18 protein-coding genes and 1 tRNA gene are annotated in these 18,231 nt (G+C 36.6%); 7 read left to right on the top strand and 12 right to left on the bottom strand.

Annotation, left to right across the window (positions count from 1 at the left end):
• Positions 1 to 271 precede the first annotated feature (271 nt).
• The 5 genes from B2Z27_RS10980 to B2Z27_RS11000 all read right to left on the bottom strand — a co-directional run bounded on the left by B2Z27_RS10980 (position 272) and on the right by B2Z27_RS11000 (position 2,961).
• Positions 272 to 469 carry a hypothetical protein gene (locus tag B2Z27_RS10980; protein WP_034260969.1) on the bottom strand — a complete coding sequence of 66 codons (198 nt, stop codon included), beginning with the start codon at positions 467 to 469 and terminating at the stop codon, positions 272 to 274.
• Between the two features lie 11 nt (positions 470 to 480).
• Positions 481 to 861 carry a DUF6876 family protein gene (locus B2Z27_RS10985; RefSeq protein WP_286813691.1) on the bottom strand — a complete coding sequence of 127 codons (381 nt, stop codon included), beginning with the start codon at positions 859 to 861 and terminating at the stop codon, positions 481 to 483.
• Positions 862 to 940: 79 nt separating this feature from the next.
• Positions 941 to 1,285 (bottom strand): single-stranded DNA-binding protein, encoded by a 345-nt coding sequence (locus B2Z27_RS10990; RefSeq protein ID WP_286813692.1) that lies wholly within the window; start codon positions 1,283 to 1,285, stop codon positions 941 to 943.
• A 945-nt stretch (positions 1,286 to 2,230) separates the two neighbouring features.
• Positions 2,231 to 2,782 (bottom strand): hypothetical protein, encoded by a 552-nt coding sequence (locus tag B2Z27_RS10995; RefSeq protein ID WP_286813693.1) that lies wholly within the window; start codon positions 2,780 to 2,782, stop codon positions 2,231 to 2,233.
• Between the two features lie 11 nt (positions 2,783 to 2,793).
• The gene (locus B2Z27_RS11000) at positions 2,794 to 2,961 is read right to left on the bottom strand and encodes a hypothetical protein (protein WP_286813694.1); all 168 of its coding nucleotides are present in this window, start codon (positions 2,959 to 2,961) and stop codon (positions 2,794 to 2,796) included.
• Positions 2,962 to 3,378: 417 nt separating this feature from the next.
• On the opposite strand from B2Z27_RS11000, the gene B2Z27_RS11005 reads away from it, so the two are divergent.
• Positions 3,379 to 4,233 (top strand): transposase, encoded by an 855-nt coding sequence (locus B2Z27_RS11005; RefSeq protein WP_286813695.1) that lies wholly within the window; start codon positions 3,379 to 3,381, stop codon positions 4,231 to 4,233.
• 332 nt (positions 4,234 to 4,565) lie between these two features.
• Here B2Z27_RS11005 and B2Z27_RS11010 read toward each other — a convergent pair.
• Positions 4,566 to 4,638: transfer RNA gene (locus tag B2Z27_RS11010), tRNA-Met, on the bottom strand.
• Positions 4,639 to 4,832: 194 nt separating this feature from the next.
• On the opposite strand from B2Z27_RS11010, the gene B2Z27_RS11015 reads away from it, so the two are divergent.
• The 3 genes from B2Z27_RS11015 (at position 4,833) to der (ending at position 8,455) form a co-directional block, all read left to right on the top strand.
• Positions 4,833 to 6,197 carry an alanine/glycine:cation symporter family protein gene (locus B2Z27_RS11015; RefSeq protein ID WP_286813696.1) on the top strand — a complete coding sequence of 455 codons (1,365 nt, stop codon included), beginning with the start codon at positions 4,833 to 4,835 and terminating at the stop codon, positions 6,195 to 6,197.
• The gene (gene era / locus B2Z27_RS11020; protein WP_286813697.1) at positions 6,184 to 7,068 is read left to right on the top strand and encodes a GTPase Era; all 885 of its coding nucleotides are present in this window, start codon (positions 6,184 to 6,186) and stop codon (positions 7,066 to 7,068) included. Before B2Z27_RS11015 ends, era begins: the two co-directional genes overlap by 14 nt.
• Positions 7,069 to 7,150: 82 nt before the next feature.
• Positions 7,151 to 8,455 (top strand): ribosome biogenesis GTPase Der, encoded by a 1,305-nt coding sequence (der, locus tag B2Z27_RS11025; RefSeq protein ID WP_058105219.1) that lies wholly within the window; start codon positions 7,151 to 7,153, stop codon positions 8,453 to 8,455.
• Positions 8,456 to 8,881: 426 nt separating this feature from the next.
• Here der and B2Z27_RS11030 read toward each other — a convergent pair whose 3' ends face one another.
• Genes B2Z27_RS11030 through B2Z27_RS11050 form a run of 5 tightly spaced genes read right to left on the bottom strand, consistent with a single transcriptional unit; the run spans position 8,882 to position 12,020 of the window.
• On the bottom strand, positions 8,882 to 9,679 hold the full coding sequence (locus B2Z27_RS11030) for a TPM domain-containing protein (protein WP_286813698.1): 798 nt from the start codon (positions 9,677 to 9,679) through the stop codon (positions 8,882 to 8,884).
• Positions 9,660 to 10,097, bottom strand: a complete 438-nt coding sequence (locus B2Z27_RS11035; protein ID WP_058105221.1) for a TPM domain-containing protein — start codon at positions 10,095 to 10,097, stop codon at positions 9,660 to 9,662. Before B2Z27_RS11035 ends, B2Z27_RS11030 begins: the two co-directional genes overlap by 20 nt.
• 6 nt (positions 10,098 to 10,103) lie before the next feature.
• Positions 10,104 to 10,703, bottom strand: a complete 600-nt coding sequence (locus B2Z27_RS11040) for a LemA family protein (RefSeq protein ID WP_071340269.1) — start codon at positions 10,701 to 10,703, stop codon at positions 10,104 to 10,106.
• Positions 10,704 to 10,713: 10 nt separating this feature from the next.
• Positions 10,714 to 11,043, bottom strand: coding sequence for a MerR family transcriptional regulator (locus B2Z27_RS11045; RefSeq protein ID WP_058105223.1), 330 nt, complete (start codon positions 11,041 to 11,043; stop codon positions 10,714 to 10,716).
• The gene (locus B2Z27_RS11050; protein ID WP_058105224.1) at positions 11,043 to 12,020 is read right to left on the bottom strand and encodes a M23 family metallopeptidase; all 978 of its coding nucleotides are present in this window, start codon (positions 12,018 to 12,020) and stop codon (positions 11,043 to 11,045) included. The genes B2Z27_RS11045 and B2Z27_RS11050 overlap by 1 nt, the downstream gene beginning before the upstream one ends.
• Before the next feature lie 104 nt (positions 12,021 to 12,124).
• Here B2Z27_RS11050 and alaS point away from each other — a divergent pair, with 104 nt between their 5' ends.
• From alaS to B2Z27_RS11065, 3 genes are read left to right on the top strand one after another with little or no spacing between them, the layout of a single operon-like run.
• Positions 12,125 to 14,740: an alanine--tRNA ligase gene (alaS, locus tag B2Z27_RS11055; RefSeq protein WP_286813699.1), complete on the top strand. Its 2,616-nt coding sequence runs from the start codon at positions 12,125 to 12,127 to the stop codon at positions 14,738 to 14,740.
• A gap of 45 nt (positions 14,741 to 14,785) precedes the next feature.
• The gene (locus B2Z27_RS11060) at positions 14,786 to 15,745 is read left to right on the top strand and encodes a GSCFA domain-containing protein (protein ID WP_286813700.1); all 960 of its coding nucleotides are present in this window, start codon (positions 14,786 to 14,788) and stop codon (positions 15,743 to 15,745) included.
• Positions 15,742 to 16,368 carry a DUF4230 domain-containing protein gene (locus B2Z27_RS11065; RefSeq protein ID WP_286813701.1) on the top strand — a complete coding sequence of 209 codons (627 nt, stop codon included), beginning with the start codon at positions 15,742 to 15,744 and terminating at the stop codon, positions 16,366 to 16,368. Before B2Z27_RS11060 ends, B2Z27_RS11065 begins: the two co-directional genes overlap by 4 nt.
• Here the strand turns inward: B2Z27_RS11065 and B2Z27_RS11070 are convergent.
• On the bottom strand, positions 16,346 to 18,109 hold the full coding sequence (locus B2Z27_RS11070; RefSeq protein ID WP_286813702.1) for an aromatic amino acid hydroxylase: 1,764 nt from the start codon (positions 18,107 to 18,109) through the stop codon (positions 16,346 to 16,348). The two genes, B2Z27_RS11065 and B2Z27_RS11070, sit on opposite strands and share 23 nt — an antisense overlap.
• Positions 18,110 to 18,231 lie beyond the last annotated feature (122 nt).

An 18,231-nucleotide genomic window follows, 5' to 3' on the forward strand; every position in this document is an offset into this window, starting at 1 on the left:
AACATGGAAATCTTTTCGTCACGCGCAAGCGTGACAAAAATCCATCCAATCTGGTTAAAAAACCGATTGCCATTTTAGGAAAATAATTTTCCGATATGTTATATTTCGATGTGTACGGTTATCGGCGAAAGTCGAAAAGTGGATAACCTTACTTTAATTTGTGTGCTGTATTTCCAGCGATATAAAGATACGTTTTTTTATTGACTTGATATAAATTGCATACAAAAACACCCCTAAACTTTAGAGGTGCTTAAAAACTAAATTTAGGAAATTAGATATTAAAAACGAAGTTGTAAGTGTATAGATTTTTAATCATTTCTTCGTCTATCAATTTATCATAATCTGCTCCAGTTTCGTCAACATATTTCTGAATAGATTCTCCAAAAAGATATATGACGTGTTCTCTAGAAACCTGAAAAAGTTCCTCTTGTTTTTCCATACTCAAATCTTGAAATTTAATATACATCATAGCTTCAAAATTTAGTATTCGCTTGGCAACATCAGCGTGCCATTTACAAAAAATAACCGCAGTTCATCAAGTGGAAAATCGGTAACCCGATAGCCGTGTTTTTCTAGAATATTATCATTGCCATCGCTGTAAATTATTTCAGCTTCATAACCAGAATAATCTATTTTTTCTTCGGGCAATCTTTTGAAGTCAATGGTAATAAATTCACTTCGGTTCATCAGACTTTTTGCTATTACAGATGTGTCGGTTATGAGCCAAAAACATTCAGCGACTTCGCATAAATATTTAAGTCCATCCGTAAAACGTGTTCTTAATAATGGGATTTGATAGAACATTTCCGTTCCGTGAAAATGTCGCAATCCTTCCTTAATTTCGTTAACTTGTGCTTTCATTGTACATTTTATTTAAAGTGTGAATAATGAAAAAGAGGGCGCATCTTTCGACGGTTACGCCCTCTTTCATTTTTAAAATTTACTTGTCGTCTTTGCTTCCAAGTAATAGAATTTCATCGGCTACAACTTCCGTTACATAGCGTTGTTCATTATCATCAGTTGTGTAGCTTCGAGTTTTCAGCTTTCCTGTAATTCCTACCTCTTTGCCTTTTACAATAAATTTTTCTACAATTTCAGCAGTCTTACCCCAAGCAACAACCGTATGCCAATTAGTATCGGTTTGTTTTTCGCTTTTGGCATCTTTATAATACTCGTTTGTTGCCAATGAAAAACGGGCGACTTTCTTTCCGCTTTCAAGGTTCGTAATTGTTGGTTCTTGTCCAACGTTTCCAATTAACTGTACGTGATTTTTTATAGTACTCATAATAAAAAGATTTAATAGTCTGCTTTGTTACAGACTTGATTTATATTTCCCCTATTGATTTAAAACAGATTAAATTTTAAGGGGTGTTTGTTCTTTTCTTCTGTGCACGGCACAATGGATAGAGTGGGTTTTGTCAAGACTTTTAGGGAACAAATCAGGTGTGTTTGCGACGTAGTAAATTCCTTGGAATTTCAAGGAAGTAGAAACCTTATTTTTTACTAAAACTTGTATAGTCTTGACAAGTTCCATAAGGGCATTAGCAATTCTTTTAAACGCAGTTGCGTTTGAGCGTACCGACAGTTAAGCGAAATAAGTAGCTGTGTTTACATTAGAATTGGTTATGTCGTGCCTGTTTTTCGACGACCCGAAAAAAAATACAGGCTCTATCCATTATAAACCCCTTAAAATGTGTAAGACAGCGGTTTGGTTTTTAAGGATTTTCGAGTGAGGGCTCAAGAAGACCGTGCCGAAAATCCTGTCAAGAAAATCAAGCCGATGGCTTTCCGATGAAAAGCGGACTTGATTCACGATTTTGGCTCAGGAATGAAGTGTCCCGTTCCAGCGTAGCGGATCGGGTTAACGTAATGGAAAGTCGAAATTGGGGATTATGTCCAAGACCTGTGTAGTGAAGCTCTTTTCTCGAAATGTAGCTTTTCGCGAAATGTAGAGAAATGTGCTGAGTGGATTATGAAAACAGATTACTCTTGTTTAGCAGGATGTTAAGCGGACTTGACTTTAAAGGTGTAGATTGAAATGAAGCGATTCTGCCATTTTCTGGCAGGTTCAGCACAATGGAAATCGGAAGCTTTGAAGTTGTGTCCAAGACTTGTGTAGTGAAGCTCTTTGCTCGGAATGTAACTTTTCGCGAAATGTAGAGAAATGTGCTGAATGGATTATGAAACTCTGATTCAATAACAGACTATAATACTTTTGTAAGTAATTAACTCACTCTTTAAAAAGTACTTTCTGATTTTTAGGCAATATCTTTTTCTCTGATTTTTCAGTACTTTTCAATTTGTCTTTTAACGCTTTTCTTCGTTTATCATAAATCCATCTTCTCAAATTATTCAAAAGCCCCATTTCATATTTTGAAAGTTCACTTGGTGCGAATTCAGTCATTGCATTCAGTTGGTCATTATTCTTATATTGAGCTGCATACTGAAGACCTAGCCAGGTATATATGTTTACCCATTCGGTAGGCATTGGCGCTTCATACGTTCTAGGCATTAAATATGCTAATGTTTCCGTAAGCGATGCCATTTCTTCTTGTTGCATTGAACACAAAAGCCTTGATAACTTTATGTTTTTAAGTATGTCTTTTGGTATTGTATCTTGCCAAGCAGATTTAAAAACAATAATAGGACTGTTAAGACAATCCATAAAGTTGAAAACGAAATCGTTTGTTCGTTTTTTATTAGATTTTGATGTTCTCTTCTGCGTTTCTAAAGGTTCGCAATCGAACCCAAAATCAAGTTGTACTACATTTAAATTTTCCATAATATGAGATTTTAGTTTGAATAATATTCTAATAATGTTCGATAATTCTGCGGATGCTTATCTCTGTAATACGCTAAGTGACTTTCTGCACTTTCAGTAGTATAACTTTCACTACTTGACCGACAATGTTCTTCTGCTTCTTGAATGGCAATGTTGGGGTTTTCAGGTACTTGTTCCATAATGCTAAAATTTTAGTTAAACAATATTTGAGCAGTACCCAAACGGAAGATAAAATCTCAGCTCAAAAGGAAACGGAATCGTTACTTTACCGATAGATATAATTATGGTAAAAACAAATCTATTTTTACCATTAAACAAAAGTTCCACTTACTGCATTAGCTTTAGAAACGGAATAGAGGAAATCTACTATTTATATTAAGTACAGTAAGTTATTTGAGTCAAAGCCAGAGAGTATTAAGGGCATAACCCACTAACGATTTAAGCCGCTCAAAGGGAACATTAAAACAATTTATTATGGGAGTATATGGAATTGACCTATCCAAAGAAAAGTTTGATGTTAGCTTTCTTGATGCAGGTAAAGAGAAAAAAAGATTGTACGCAATAACTTTAAGGGTATATGCAACTTTTTAAGACAATTGGAAGATGACTGCATCCTGGTGGCTGAACACACCGGAAGTTATGGCAACCTATTGGTCCACCTTTGTTACCAGTACGGGATTAAAATAGCATTGGTCTCTGGTTACAGCATTAAGCACAGTCTAGGGTTACAGAGAGGTAAAAGTGATTCAAAGGATGCTTACCGTATCAGGAAGTATGGTGAGAGATTTGCTGAAGAATTGCGCTTTGCAGAACCGAAATCTGAGTCCATCAAAGAACTCAAGGAACTCTATACCTTGCGGGAACAGCTTTCCAAAAACAGGACATCACTTCTACTGGGGAAAAAGGCAAGAATGATTGGGCCTTCCCAGAGTATTGCGGCCTATAGAAGCTGCCAAAGAGCTATTATGAATTTGGAAAATGAAATCAGTTCCGTCGAAGAAGAAATTGAAAAAGTTGTCCAGTCCGATTCCGAATTAAAAGCTAATTATAAACTGGTTACTAGCATCAAAGGTATAGGTCCAGTAATCGCGAATAACCTAATCATCAAAACGGAAAACTTCAAACGTATTTCGACGGCAAAAAAAGCGGCTGCATTTGCTGGTGTGTGCCCATACCCGAACTCATCTGGAAAAATGTCATTGAAGGCAAAAACAAGCCATATGGCCGATAAAAAACTAAAATCCCTGTTGTTTCTTGCTGCCAAAACCGCCGTGGCTCATAACAAGGAATACAGTTTATATGCCGAACGAAAAAAACTTGAAGGAAAGCCTTATTTCTTGATTATGAATAACGTCTCCAATAAAATGCTCAGAACGGTCTATGGTGTTATCCAAAGTCGAAAACCATATGATATGAACCATATCTGTAATGATCCAAGGCAAATGAATTGAAAAAATCAGGATTTGATTTGGTTTTTAATAGAGTATATAAATAAGCAGGGGAAAGAGCATTGGCTTTATGCCGTAGTCTTTTGATGGAAGTATTTTACGAGTTTAAATTGCGGTTATATTGTATGATAATAAACTCCCCTTACTAAGGAATGAGGTTTGTAACGAACCTAAATCTATAAATATCTATAGTAATTTAAAGCAGATTAGAGCTAAATGGATGTAATTGACATCAAAAGTTATTAAAAGTTGATAATTTGTATATTCTGTACTTATTCTGTACTAGGTAGAATAAAAAAAGCCTCTCAATTTCTTGAAAGGCTTGTCTTTACTAGTAGCGGGAACTGGACTCGAACCAGTGACCTTCGGGTTATGAGCCCGACGAGCTACCTACTGCTCTACCCCGCGATATGGGTTCTTATCTCACTTGTTTTGCAACTTCAGGTCATTAAGCTGACGAGATAAAGGTGTGCTACTATTCGTAGCGGGGTGCAAATATACAATACATTTTCTCTATTTTCAAAACTTATTTAAAGAATATTTTTTGGGGGCATTATCTTTTAAAAAACTTTAAATCCATAACTTCGGTTTTTTACAATTTTATGGATACAATTAATGACTTTATAGCCAATGTCCTGCCGTATACGGAGTGGCCAATGTTCCTATTATTAATTGGGGGCGGACTCTTTTTGGTTTTTTATTCCAAATTAATGCCCTATCGTTTTTTCGGTCACGCTATAGCAATTACAGCAGGTAAATATGATAATTCAAATTCAAAAGGTGAGGTAAGTTCTTTTCAAGCGCTTTCGGCTGCAGTTGCTGCTACAGTTGGCTTGGGGAATATATCTGGGGTAGCTATTGCCATTCATGATGGTGGACCGGGTGTGGTTTTTTGGATTTGGATGACAGCATTAATAGGTATGTGTATCAAATTTTACTCTTGTAGTTTGGCAATTATGTATCGTGGTACAGATTCAGACGGTAAATTACAGGGAGGCCCCATGTATTATATAACTAAAGGATTGGGTGAGAAGGCAAGACCTTTGGCTATTTTCTTTGCGGTATGTGGTCTCTTTGGCTTTTTGGGTGTGTTTACGGCTAATCAGTTCACTGAAACATTTATGAGTGTAGTTGAACCTGGTTCCAACATCATTGAAATGAGTGATGAAAATTGGAAATGGACCATTGGTTTAATACTGGCCATTATTACTTCGTTTGTCATATTTGGTGGATTGACAAAGATTGCAAAGGTTGCCTCAGCCATAGTGCCATTTATGGTCGCGGTATATTTAATTGCCGTTATAGCGGTTATGGCGATGAACTCTAGTCAAATATTCCCAGCTCTGAAAATGATATTTACGGAAGCTTGGAACTTTAAATCTTTAGCTACTGGCGGCTTTTGGGGATTGGTAATTATTGGTGTTCGTAGGGCAATGTTTTCAAATGAGGCAGGTTTAGGTAGCGCGCCAATGTATCACGGGCAATCAAAAAACGATGAGCCTATTCGCGAAGGCTTGGTGGCTATGTTGGGGCCGTTTATAGATACCATTCTGGTATGTACATTTACGGCAATAGTAATTATTCTCAGTGGAGCGTATTTAGAAGATTCTAGTGGAATTGTAATGACCTTATCGGCATTTGAAAAAACCTTGTTCGGTTGGGGGGATATATTGTTAATGGTAATAGTTACGGCATTTGCACTATCCACTTTGTTTACCTATTCCTATTACGGAGTAAAATCTTTATCCTTTTTGACCAATGCTAAAATAGGTAAGTTGTATAACTGGTATTTTGTGATTATGATCGTTTTTGCGGCAGTGGCCTCTTTAGAGCTGGTAAAGAATTTAATTGATTTGTCCTATGCCTTAATGGTAATACCTAATATGATTGCCGTACTTTTGTTGGCTCCAAAGGTAAATGTGGAATTGAAGAAATACATAATAAAGTTGAAGGATGGCAGATCATAGAGCAGGCTTCGTAAATATAATAGGAAATCCAAATGTTGGTAAGTCGACATTGATGAATGCTTTTGTGGGTGAAAAATTATCCATAATAACATCAAAGGCACAAACAACAAGGCACCGTATTTTAGGAATTGTAAATGGGGATGATTTTCAAATGATTCTTTCTGATACTCCTGGAATTATAAAACCTGCCTACGAACTGCAGAGTAGTATGATGGATTTTGTAAAATCTGCTTTTGAAGATGCCGATGTTTTACTGTATATGGTAGAGATAGGGGAGAAGGCTTTAAAGGATGAAGCTTTTTTCGAGAAAATTAAAAACAGTAAAATTCCTGTTTTACTATTGTTAAATAAAGTAGATACAGCGACCCAAGAATTATTGGAAGAACAAGTTCAGTATTGGCAAGACTTATTGCCTACGGTAGAGTTGCATCCAATTTCGGCATTATCTAATTTTAATATAAAGGGAGTTTTTGAACGTATTGTTGAACTACTTCCAAAATCGCCTGCCTATTATCCTAAAGATCAGTTAACCGACAAGCCAGAACGCTTTTTTGTGAATGAGACTATCCGGGAGAAAATATTATTGAACTACAAAAAGGAAATACCATACGCGGTAGAAATAGAAACCGAAGAGTTTTTTGAAGATGAGGATATCATTCGTATGCGTGCGGTGATTATGGTTGAGCGCGATTCTCAAAAAGGAATTATCATTGGTCACAAAGGGGCGGCTTTAAAGCGAGTTGGCGTAGAAGCTAGAAAAGATTTAGAGAAATTTTTTGGTAAGCAGGTTCACATCGAACTCTACGTTAAAGTGAACAAGAATTGGCGAAGCGATGCACGTCAATTAAAGCGTTTTGGGTATAATAATTAAAGTCTTTCTAAATTTTATATATAGATAAGCTAATCAGGCAACTATTGTTTGGATTGTACTACCTTTGCGGCAAATTTAAGCTATGGGTGCTATTGTTGCCATTGTAGGGAGACCTAATGTAGGAAAATCAACATTTTTTAATAGATTAATTCAAAGACGTGAGGCTATAGTTGATGCCGTTAGCGGTGTTACACGTGATCGCCATTATGGTAAAAGTGATTGGAACGGAAAAGAGTTTTCAATTATTGATACCGGCGGATACGTTGTGGGTAGTGATGATGTTTTTGAAAAGGAAATTGATAGGCAAGTTGAATTGGCGATCGAAGAAGCTGATGCCATTATTTTTATGGTAGACGTTGAAACTGGTGTTACCGGTATGGATGAAGATGTAGCCAAGTTACTTAGAAGAGTGAAAAAGCCTGTTTTTTTGGCGGTCAACAAGGTTGATAATGCCAAAAGAGCTGAGGATGCTGTTGAGTTTTATTCTTTAGGCCTTGGTGAGTATTATACTTTATCTAGTATAAACGGAGGTGGTTCTGGAGAATTGCTAGATGCCTTAGTAGAAAAGTTGCCAGATGTTGTAGAAGAGGAAAGTGACCTGCCAAGATTTGCCGTTGTTGGTAGGCCCAATGCGGGCAAGTCTTCTTTTATTAATGCATTGATAGGGGAGGATAGATACATTGTAACCGATATCGCAGGTACTACAAGAGATAGTATCGATACAAAATATAATAGATTCGGATTTGAATTTAACCTAGTGGATACCGCTGGTATTCGTCGTAAGGCAAAAGTGAAAGAAGATTTAGAGTTCTATTCCGTTATGCGTTCGGTTAGGGCAATAGAGCATTGCGATGTATGTATTTTAATGCTCGATGCCACAAGAGGCTTTGATGGTCAGGTAGAAAATATTTTCTGGCTAGCACAGCGAAATCATAAAGGGATAGTTATTCTTGTGAATAAGTGGGATTTGGTAGAGGATAAAGAAACCAATACTATAAAGCACTATACCGATAAAATTAAAAAAGCTATTGAGCCATTTACAGATGTGCCTATTCTTTTTGTTTCTGTATTGACAAAGCAACGTATTTTCAAGGCAATAGAAACTGCAGTTGAGGTATACAATAATCGTAATAAAAAAATTATTACCCGTAAGTTCAATGAAACAATGTTACCGATAATAGAAAATTATCCACCGCCGGCGTATAAGGGCAAATTCGTTAAAATAAAGTTCTGTACGCAATTACCAACTCCATATCCGCAGTTTGCTTTCTTCTGTAACCTGCCGCAATATGTACGTGAGCCTTACAAGCGTTATTTAGAGAATAAGATACGTGAAGAGTATGATTTTACTGGTGTCCCTATTACAGTATTTATGAGGAAGAAGTAAGGTTGCTAAGAAATCGAGGTGTTAGAATTTAAAAATAAACTCTAATCATTAGATAAGGAAATAAGAAGTGGTCAAATATTTTGCGCAGCAGAATTATTTGACCATTTTTTTTGGAGTTTTAACCAACAACCCACCCCTAGCCCCTCCCGAGAGGGGAACAGTTTCTAACTTGAATTAAAGATTTTGAATAAAACAGTCCATGTAGTACTTATTGTGACAAAAATTCTTACTGTCAAGAAGCCTGCAACTAAATACGTATTTATCCCCTCACAAGAGGGGATAAAGGGGAAGGTAATATAATGTCTATGATTGCTGTATAATTATATACAATAGACCTAAGCCTAGTTGTTACTAGAAAGCGAATAGATATAAACAGAATTTAATATCTCTGGATATTGAAAATGAAGCAATTTGTTTTAAAATAAACTACCATCCGCCAGAAGCACCGCCACCGCCAAAGCCGCCGCCGCCGAAACCTCCTCCGAATCCACCGCCACCAAAGCTTCCGCCTCCGCCGCTACCGAATCCGCCACTAGAACCACTAGAACGTCCCATATTACTTAGAATAATCATATCCCAAGGACTAAGACCCCTGCGTCTTCTACCGTTACTGCCTCCGTTATGGTCGTCGTTTTTGCGACTCCAAAGTATAAAGAGGATTACGAGAAAAATGATAAAGGGTAAAAATGAGGAGAAAGGGGATTTACTGTTATTTCCAAAGGTTCTGTCTTCTTCAAATTCACCATTTAAAACTTGAAAAATAACATCTGACCCTTTATTTAGTCCACCATAATAATCCCCAGCTCTAAATTCTGGAAGGATTACTTGTTCAATAATGCGTTTTGATATAGCGTCTGTAAGTAGACCTTCTACACCATACCCGGTGCTAATAGCAACTTTTCTATCATTCTCAGCTAAAATTATGAGAATACCATTGTCTTTGCCTTCTTGGCCAATTCCCCATTTTTGCCCCCAGTTGGCACCCAAATAATTAATGTTCTCACCATTGGTGCTCGCAATAATGGTTACTACAATTTGGGTAGAAGTGCTGTCCGAATAACGAACCAATTTTTGGCTAAGAGCTACTTTCTGCTGGTCGCTCAATAAATTGGTGTAATCATAAACACTGGTCTGTAACGCCGGTTTTTCAGGGATTTCAAACTGACTCCATGCCGGTATACACCAAAGAAAAACAATAAGAAGGCTAGCCTTTAGATATTTCATTGCTTAGTTCGTTGGTGTCATCTGATTGCCAAGGAAAATGGCTTCTTAACTCTTCTCCGGCTTTTAAAACACCAGCTACTAAACCTTCTTTAAAAGCTCCTTTCTCAAAATGTGTTTGAATGCTATTTCTGGTAGTTTGCCAAAAGTCTTTAGGTACTACATTGTCAATACCCTTATCACCACAAATTACAAACTTCTTATCGTGTACGGCTACATAGATAAGAACTCCGTTTTCTTGTTTGGTGTTATCCATTTTTAATAAATGAAAAACCTCTTTGGCTCTCTCGTAATGGTCTTTGTCTGTATGTGCTTCTATATGCACTCTAATTTCACCAGAAGTATTTTTTTCTGCTTCAAGAATAGCGTTCACTATGTCTTGCTCTTCTTTGGCGGTTAAAAAATCTTCTACCTTGGACATAAAATATCAATCAAATTCAAAATTTACGTCTGGTGCATTTTCTGATCCTGCATCAGCTTTATAATATGCTAGCTCATCAAAATTAAATATACCTGCCAAAATTGAATTTGGAAATTTTTTGATGTGAAGGTTGTATGGTTCTACGGTTGCGTTAAACCTATCACGTGCTACGTTTATTCTATTTTCGGTGCCTTCTAATTGAGATTGCAGTTCCAGAAAATTTTGATTTGCCTTTAAGTCAGGGTAGCGTTCAACGGTAACCAATAATCTACTTAGTGCACTGCTTAATCCACTTTGTGCTTGATTGAACTGTGCTAATTGCTCTGGGGTTATATTAGCTGGGTCAATGCTTACCGAAGTTGCTTTAGATCTTGCCTCTATTACATCGGTCAAAGTACCTCTTTCGAAATCAGCGGCACCTTGTACTGTTTTTACTAGGTTGCCTATAAGGTCGTTTCTACGTTGATAAGCACTTTCAACATTTGCCCAGGTTTTTGTAGAAGTTTCTTTTAACGCTATTGCTGTGTTGTTGAAACCTACGCCCCACTGGTATAGTCCAAACGCTATTACAGCGATTACGATTAATGCGATTAGTCCTTTTTTCATAATGGTTGTGTTATAATTGGTCTTTAATTTTATTTAGTTCCGCTTTTACGCGCTCCAATTTTTGAATAATGTCAAAATTGGAAAGTGTTTTTTGCTTCTCTTCTTTAAGGTGAATTTTGGCGCCATCAAGAGTAAAGCCTCTTTCTTTTACCAAATGGTAGATAAGCTGAAGGTTTTTAATGTCCTGTGGCGTAAATTTTCTATTTCCTTTTGCGTTCTTTTTTGGTTGAAGTACATCGAACTCTTTTTCCCAAAAACGAATTAACGAGGCGTTTACGCCGAAAGCACGGGCTACTTCACCAATACCATAATATCTTTTTTCTGGGAGGTCTATCTGCATTAATCTAATGATTGGTTTTCTTGATTAGCAAATTTAAGCATGTTTTCAAACTCTTCTGGAGATAAACTTCCATAATAGAAATTAATAGGGTTTATACGATCTTTATCTTTCCAAACTTCATAATGTAAATGTGGAGCTTCCGATCTACCTGTACTGCCTACAAAGCCAATTAAATCGCCTCGTTTTACTTTTTGACCCTTCTTCACGTTATACTGGCTTAAATGCGCATAAAGGCTTAAATACCCGTAGCCGTGCTCAATACGTATATGTTTACCGTAGCCGGATGAATTATTATCGGCCCTGGTTATTTTACCATCGCCAGAGGCATATACCGGTGTGCCTTTAGGTGCGGTGAAGTCCATGCCATAGTGCATTTTTCTTGCTTTTGTGAAAGGATCTGAACGCCAACCATAACCTGAAGCCATGCGGGTTAAATCTTCATTATTGATAGGCTGTATAGCGGGAATGGACATTAACAATTTTTCTTTTTCTTCGGCTAGTTTTGTGATTTCATCCAAAGACTTAGACTGTATGGCCATTTGTTTTTTTATAATATCCAGCCTTTTGGTGGTAGATATAATCATCTCGGAATTGTTGAAACCTTCTAAAGATTTATAACGGTTAATACCTCCAAACCCTGCTTTACGTTGCTCGTCTGGTATTGGATTTGCTTCAAAATATAAACGGTAGATATTGTTGTCCCTTTCTTCAATATTGCCCAGAACTTCCTCGATCTGTTCCATTTTTTTATTCAACAGTTCATATTGAAGCTCGTAGTTCTTTACTTCCCTTGACAAAGAAAGTTCTCTAGGTGTGTTTACGAGATTGGTGTTCAGTAATAGAATTAAACCTAACAGACCAAAAAGGCACGATCCCAAAATAAAGAAGGTTATATTTCTATAACGTTTAGATTTTTGGGGTTCTATTTTACGGTACGACAGCGTATCTGGGTCGTAATAGTATTTTACCTTAGACATGAATGTTATTTATCCTATTTTTGTTTTTTAATTATTAGGGAACAAACAAATATAAAAATAGTTTTATATAAACCGTTAAAATTTGTAAAAGCTTAGCATTTTAGATGAATTCCAAAGAAACAAGAACTCAATTTCTGAATTTTTTCAAAGGTAAAGAACACAAAATAGTGCCTTCTGCACCTATGGTCATAAAAGATGACCCAACCCTGCTTTTTACAAATGCGGGCATGAACCAGTTCAAAGAATATTTTTTAGGTATTAGTCAGCCTAAGAGCTCAAGAGTGGTAGATACTCAAAAATGTTTGCGTGTAAGTGGTAAACATAATGATTTGGAGGAAGTAGGTAAAGATACCTATCACCATACCATGTTCGAGATGTTGGGCAACTGGAGCTTTGGCGATTATTTTAAAGAAGAGGCTATTGCCTGGGCATGGGAATTGTTGACCGAAGTATTTAAAATAGATAAGGATAGTTTGTACGTATCAGTTTTTGAAGGTAGTGAAGATGCCGATCAATTGGATATGGATAAAGATGCGTTTGAGCTATGGAAGAAAATTGTTCCACAGGATAGGATTATCATGGGGAACAAAAAAGATAATTTTTGGGAAATGGGCGACCAAGGACCGTGTGGACCATGTTCCGAGATTCACGTGGATATTCGCTCAAAAGAAGAAAAGGCAAAAGTATCTGGTGCAAGTTTGGTAAATCAAGACCATCCGCAGGTAGTGGAAATTTGGAACCTGGTATTTATGCAATACAACCGCAAAGCAGATGGTTCGTTAGAGAGTTTGCCGGCTAAGCACGTAGATACGGGAATGGGGTTTGAACGTCTTTGTATGGTTTTACAAGGAGTACAATCTAACTATGATACAGATATATTTACGCCGTTAATACGAGAAATAGAAACCATCACAAATTCCGATTATGGTAAAAGTGAAGAAATTGATATAGCCATTCGTGTTATCAGTGATCACATTCGCGCAGTGGCATTTTCTATTGCAGACGGTCAATTGCCAAGCAATACTGGTGCCGGTTATGTGATAAGAAGAATATTAAGAAGAGCGGTACGCTACGGATTCACCTTTTTGAATACCAAAGAACCTTTTATGTTCCGTTTGGTAAATGTTTTAACCGATTCTTTGGGTGCAGCTTACCCGGAATTGAAAGAGCAAAAACAACTCATTGAAAATGTAATCAAAGAAGAAGAATACTCTTTCTTGAAAACCTTGGATCAGGGCTTGTTGCTTTTAGATACCATCATAAAGAATACCAAAGGAAAGATCGTAGATGGCGGAAAGGCTTTTGAGCTATATGATACTTTCGGATTTCCAATAGATTTAACCGCATTGATTCTTAGTGAAAAAGGATATGAGTTAGATGAAGCCGGTTTTGATGCCGCAATGCAGAAGCAGAAAAATAGGTCAAAATCCGCATCATCTGTATCTAAAGAAGATTGGGAGGTTTTACAAGAGGATAACGAGCAAGAGTTTGTTGGGTATGATATGCTTGATGTTGAGGTAAAGATTACCAAATACAGAAAAATAACATCCAAAAAAGAAGGTACACAATATCAATTGGTATTTAATCTAACCCCTTTTTATGCTGAAGGCGGTGGTCAAGTTGGTGATAAAGGGTATTTAGAAGATGCACATGGTGATGTTATTTATATCACCGATACTAAGAAAGAGAATAACGAGATCATTCATTTTGCCAAGAACCTACCAAAGCATTTAAATGAAAGTTTTAAAGCGGTCGTAGATAAAAAGCAACGCAACAGAACTGAAGCTAACCATACGGCAACGCACTTGTTGCATCAGGCATTAAGAGAAGTTTTGGGTAAGCACGTAGAGCAAAAAGGGTCTTCGGTACATTCAAAATATTTACGATTTGATTTTTCTCATTTTTCTAAAATGACACCAGAAGAATTGCAAGAGGTTGAGAATTTTGTGAATGCTCGTATAGATGGACAATTACAGCTTCAGGAAGAAAGAAACGTACCAATGAAAACTGCGATAGCAGAGGGCGCTATGGCGTTATTTGGTGAAAAATATGGAGATGCGGTAAGAACCATTCGTTTTGGTAAATCCATAGAATTATGTGGAGGAACACATGTAAAGAATACGGGAGATATCTGGCAATTTAAAATAAAGTCAGAGGGCGCCGTTGCAGCAGGTATTAGAAGAATAGAAGCAATTACCGGTGATGCCGTTAAAGATCTTCATACTGATAATGACAAATTGCTTTCAGAAATAAAACATGTTTTAGGCAATAGCCAAGATCCGTTAAAGTCGGTTTCAAGTTTACAGGAAGAGAATAGCAGCCTTAAAAAACAAGTAGCTGAATTACTTAAGGATAAGGCAAAAAACTTAAAAGGTGATTTACTTTCGGAACTTAAGGAAATCAACGGAGTGCAGTTTCTAGCTAAAAAAGTAGATTTAGATGCAGCTGGTATTAAAGACCTTAGTTTTGAAATGGGCGGCAATAAGGATAATTTGTTTTTACTGTTCGGTACAGAGCAAAATGGTAAAGCTTTATTGTCCTGTTATATATCTAAAGAACTGGTGGCTTCTAAAGGATTAAATGCCGGCACAATTGTTCGCGAGCTTGGTAAGTACATTCAAGGTGGCGGCGGTGGTCAACCTTTCTTTGCCACTGCAGGTGGTAAAAATCCTGGTGGTATTGAAGAGGCTTTGGCAAAGGCAGAAGATTATTTGAAGTAGTTGTACATTGTTTAAGAAATTCGTAAAACGATAAGGAATCAAAAAATGAATCTCTTAACTGAAATACCTTTATCTAAAGCTAATAATCCTATTGACTACTCTAGTCAGTTATTATTGTTGGGCTCTTGTTTTTCTGAAAATATAGGGGCTAAGCTATCTTATTACAAATTTCAAGGAATACAGAATCCGTTTGGGATATTGTTTCATCCTTTGGCAATTGAAAGGTTAATTGAAAAGTCTGTCAATCAAGAATTCTTTACTGAAGAAGATGTGTTTAACCAGAATGAACAATGGCATAGTTTTGATGCGCATTCTAGCTTAAGTAATCCGTCCAAAGCACAAATTATTGAAGATTTAAATAATGCAATAAGTAGAACTTCAACACAATTAAATACAGCTAGTCATATCATTATCACTTTAGGTACCGCTTGGGTGTACCGCAAGACTTCTAGCAATAAAGTAGTAGCAAATTGCCATAAAGTACCGCAGTCTAATTTTACTAAAGAGCTGTTAAGCGTTGAAGACGTAGTAGAGAGTTTAAAACGAGTTATCACATTTGTACAATCTATAAATCCTTCAGTACAATTTATATTTACGGTATCACCTGTTAGGCACTTAAAGGACGGATTCCTGGAGAATCAAAGAAGTAAAGCACATCTTATTGCCGCCATTCATCAGGTATTGAATGAGGATAGGGTATCTTATTTTCCTAGTTATGAATTAATGATGGATGAGTTACGTGATTATCGTTTTTACGCCAAAGATATGATTCACCCCAATGAGACGGCAATAGAGTATATCTGGGAGAAGTTTAGATTAGTTTGGATTAAAGATAGTATGGACAATCACATGAAAAAAGTTGATGAAATTCAACGTGGATTGCAACATCGACCTTTTAATCCCGATAGTGAAGCACATAAAAATTTTTTAACATCGTTACGTAGAAAGATTACGCATATACAGAAAGAGTATCCATTTATGGATTTCAAAATTTCAAAGGCATGAAAAAATTTATTGCAGGTGTTCTAATTACTTTAGCAATTGTATTGGTGGTTCGTTCCTGCAATGATGGTAAGGAAGATAAATCTATTCTTAAAGAAAACTCCATGCTCATTCAACAAGAAATCACCAACGTTTCCAAGTTGGTGGTAACTGAGGGGCATTTTGCGGAAGTGTACAATTATAAAGATTCGAAAGAACTTTTTGGTCCGTTATTGCGGGCAGAAAAAAAGGCATTGGTTGTGGTAAATGCAGATGTAACCGTGGCTTATGATTTAGGTAAGATTGAATTTGAAGTTGATGAAACCACAAAAACAGTTAAAATCAATAGTATTCCAAATGCAGAAGTTAAGTTAAATCCAGATTTTGAATACTACGATGTTACCGCAGATTATTTGAACCAGTTTGATGCTGCCGATTATAATAAAATAAAGAAAACGGTAAATGCATCATTAATGAAAAAAGTGCAAGCTTCTTCATTATTGGGCAATGCGGAGAATAGACTAATTAGTGAGCTGCAGAAGTTTTATATTCTTACCAATTCTATGGGTTGGCAATTAACCTACCAAGAACAGACCATTGAATCATTAGAGGCATTGCAAGAAATTAAACCAGGGATTTTACCGTAGCTAATGCTATTCCGTCATCAATTAATTGCCCTAGTTTGGGTTGGTCAAGTTTAATGTTTTCAAGATGCCGCTCTATATTTTTTGCTAGTTTGTCATCATTACTTTTAATGGCCAGTTCATAAATTTCCACGGGCAATAACCAATCTGTTGGGTATTTTTCCTGTATTTCCTGAAAAATTTTTGTTCTGGAAACAATGGTATTTTTTCCCTCTCTAAAATCCCTGATTGTCTTATAATAAGATTCTAGTTCATTTAAACCTTCTTGATCTTTGTTGACACTACTAGGGCTTAGGGAATGGTCTAAAAGGTCAAAACTATGCAAATCTGCGGGACCATGGTAGGCGGAAACTATGTCTTCACCAATTGCCATATTGTACAGTTCATCGTTAGATTCAAAAAGGGTGGTTTCATTGTGGGTTACCTTACAATTTTCAAAAGTAATTAAGATAATTCTACCTTGAAGATTACGTGTGCCAGTAACTATTTTACCGGTAACATTGATTCCGCCAATAAAATCTAACGAAACAATTTCACCTTCATAAATCTTATATGCTTTAAGGTCGCGCGGACTCATATCCTCAATGGGTATGTTAATGCCTTTAAGTCGTCCTATTGGTGATCCAAAACCGGTTTCATGCTGATTGATATCTTGCCCTACCAACTCTTTTTCTCGGTATGCTAAAGCAGATTTACCCTTCGTTTGAAAGTATATAGGTTTGCCTTCATGAGATATCAATGATTCAAAATTACCGGATACTTGTAATCCAGTACTTAGTTCAATTGTTCCTAGTTCTTTTGAGTCTATAAGTTTCTGAAAGCCTGAAAGTCCACCCTTTCGTAAAGCCATTGTATTTGCAAAGTCTTCAAGAACCTGACTCAAAAAAGCAAAATCTGGAGTAACAAAAAGTTGTGGTTGAGGTTTGGTGATATCAAAAGAGGTTCTTGCCGCTTCAATGGAATAAGGCAGTTTTTTTACATTCTCTGTCATGCACCACTGGCTTTCACCAATAGAGGATAAAAGTCCCGCTCCGTAAATCTTAGGGTCTTCTAATGTTCCTATGAGTCCGTATTCCACGGTCCACCAATGCAAGTTTCTAATAAGTGCCATTTCGCTGGGTTCACCCATATTGTCCTGAAGAAATTCAATATGGTTTTCAGACTTTTGAATTTCTTCTATTGGTGTGCCTTTAGCTTCTTTGATAATGGATAAATGGCGTACAGCTTCGTATAATTCAAAATCTTTAGCACTGGATATAGCTTTACAGCCGATTTCACCAAAACGTCTTAAATATGCAGCATATTCAGGGTTGGCAATAATAGGCGCATGGCCCGCTCCTTCATGAATGATATCTGGGGCAGGGGTATAGGCAATATTCTCTAATTGGCGAATATCAGAGGCTATAACTAGAACATTGTAGGCTTGGAACTCCATAAAAGCGGCGGGCGGAATAAAGCCATCTACAGCAACGGCGGCCCAGCCTAAATCTTTTAATATACGGTTCATGCCGTACATGTTTGGGATGTTGTCTATAGAGATGCCTGTTTTACGTAAGCCTTCCGTATATGATTTATGGGCAACTTGGCTAAGGTAATCTACATTTTTGCGCATCACATATCTCCAAACAGCTTGGTTTATAGGGGTGTAATCCTCATAGTTTTGAGGTTTAATGTATTGCCTTAAATGTGAAGGAAGTTTATCCAAAATAGGATTGCTTTCATATGTAGAAGTTATTTCGCCCATAATTATACTTTTAAAGCCTATATTATTTCTATTAAATATAGAATTATAGGACTAATTAAATGTTAAATTTAATTAAATTAGGAAATAAGACTTTAAATTGATAATATAAAAGTAATTATTAC

It is taken from the genome of Maribacter sp. UBA3344 (genome assembly GCF_002362375.1).
Taxonomy (GTDB): domain Bacteria; phylum Bacteroidota; class Bacteroidia; order Flavobacteriales; family Flavobacteriaceae; genus Maribacter; species Maribacter dokdonensis.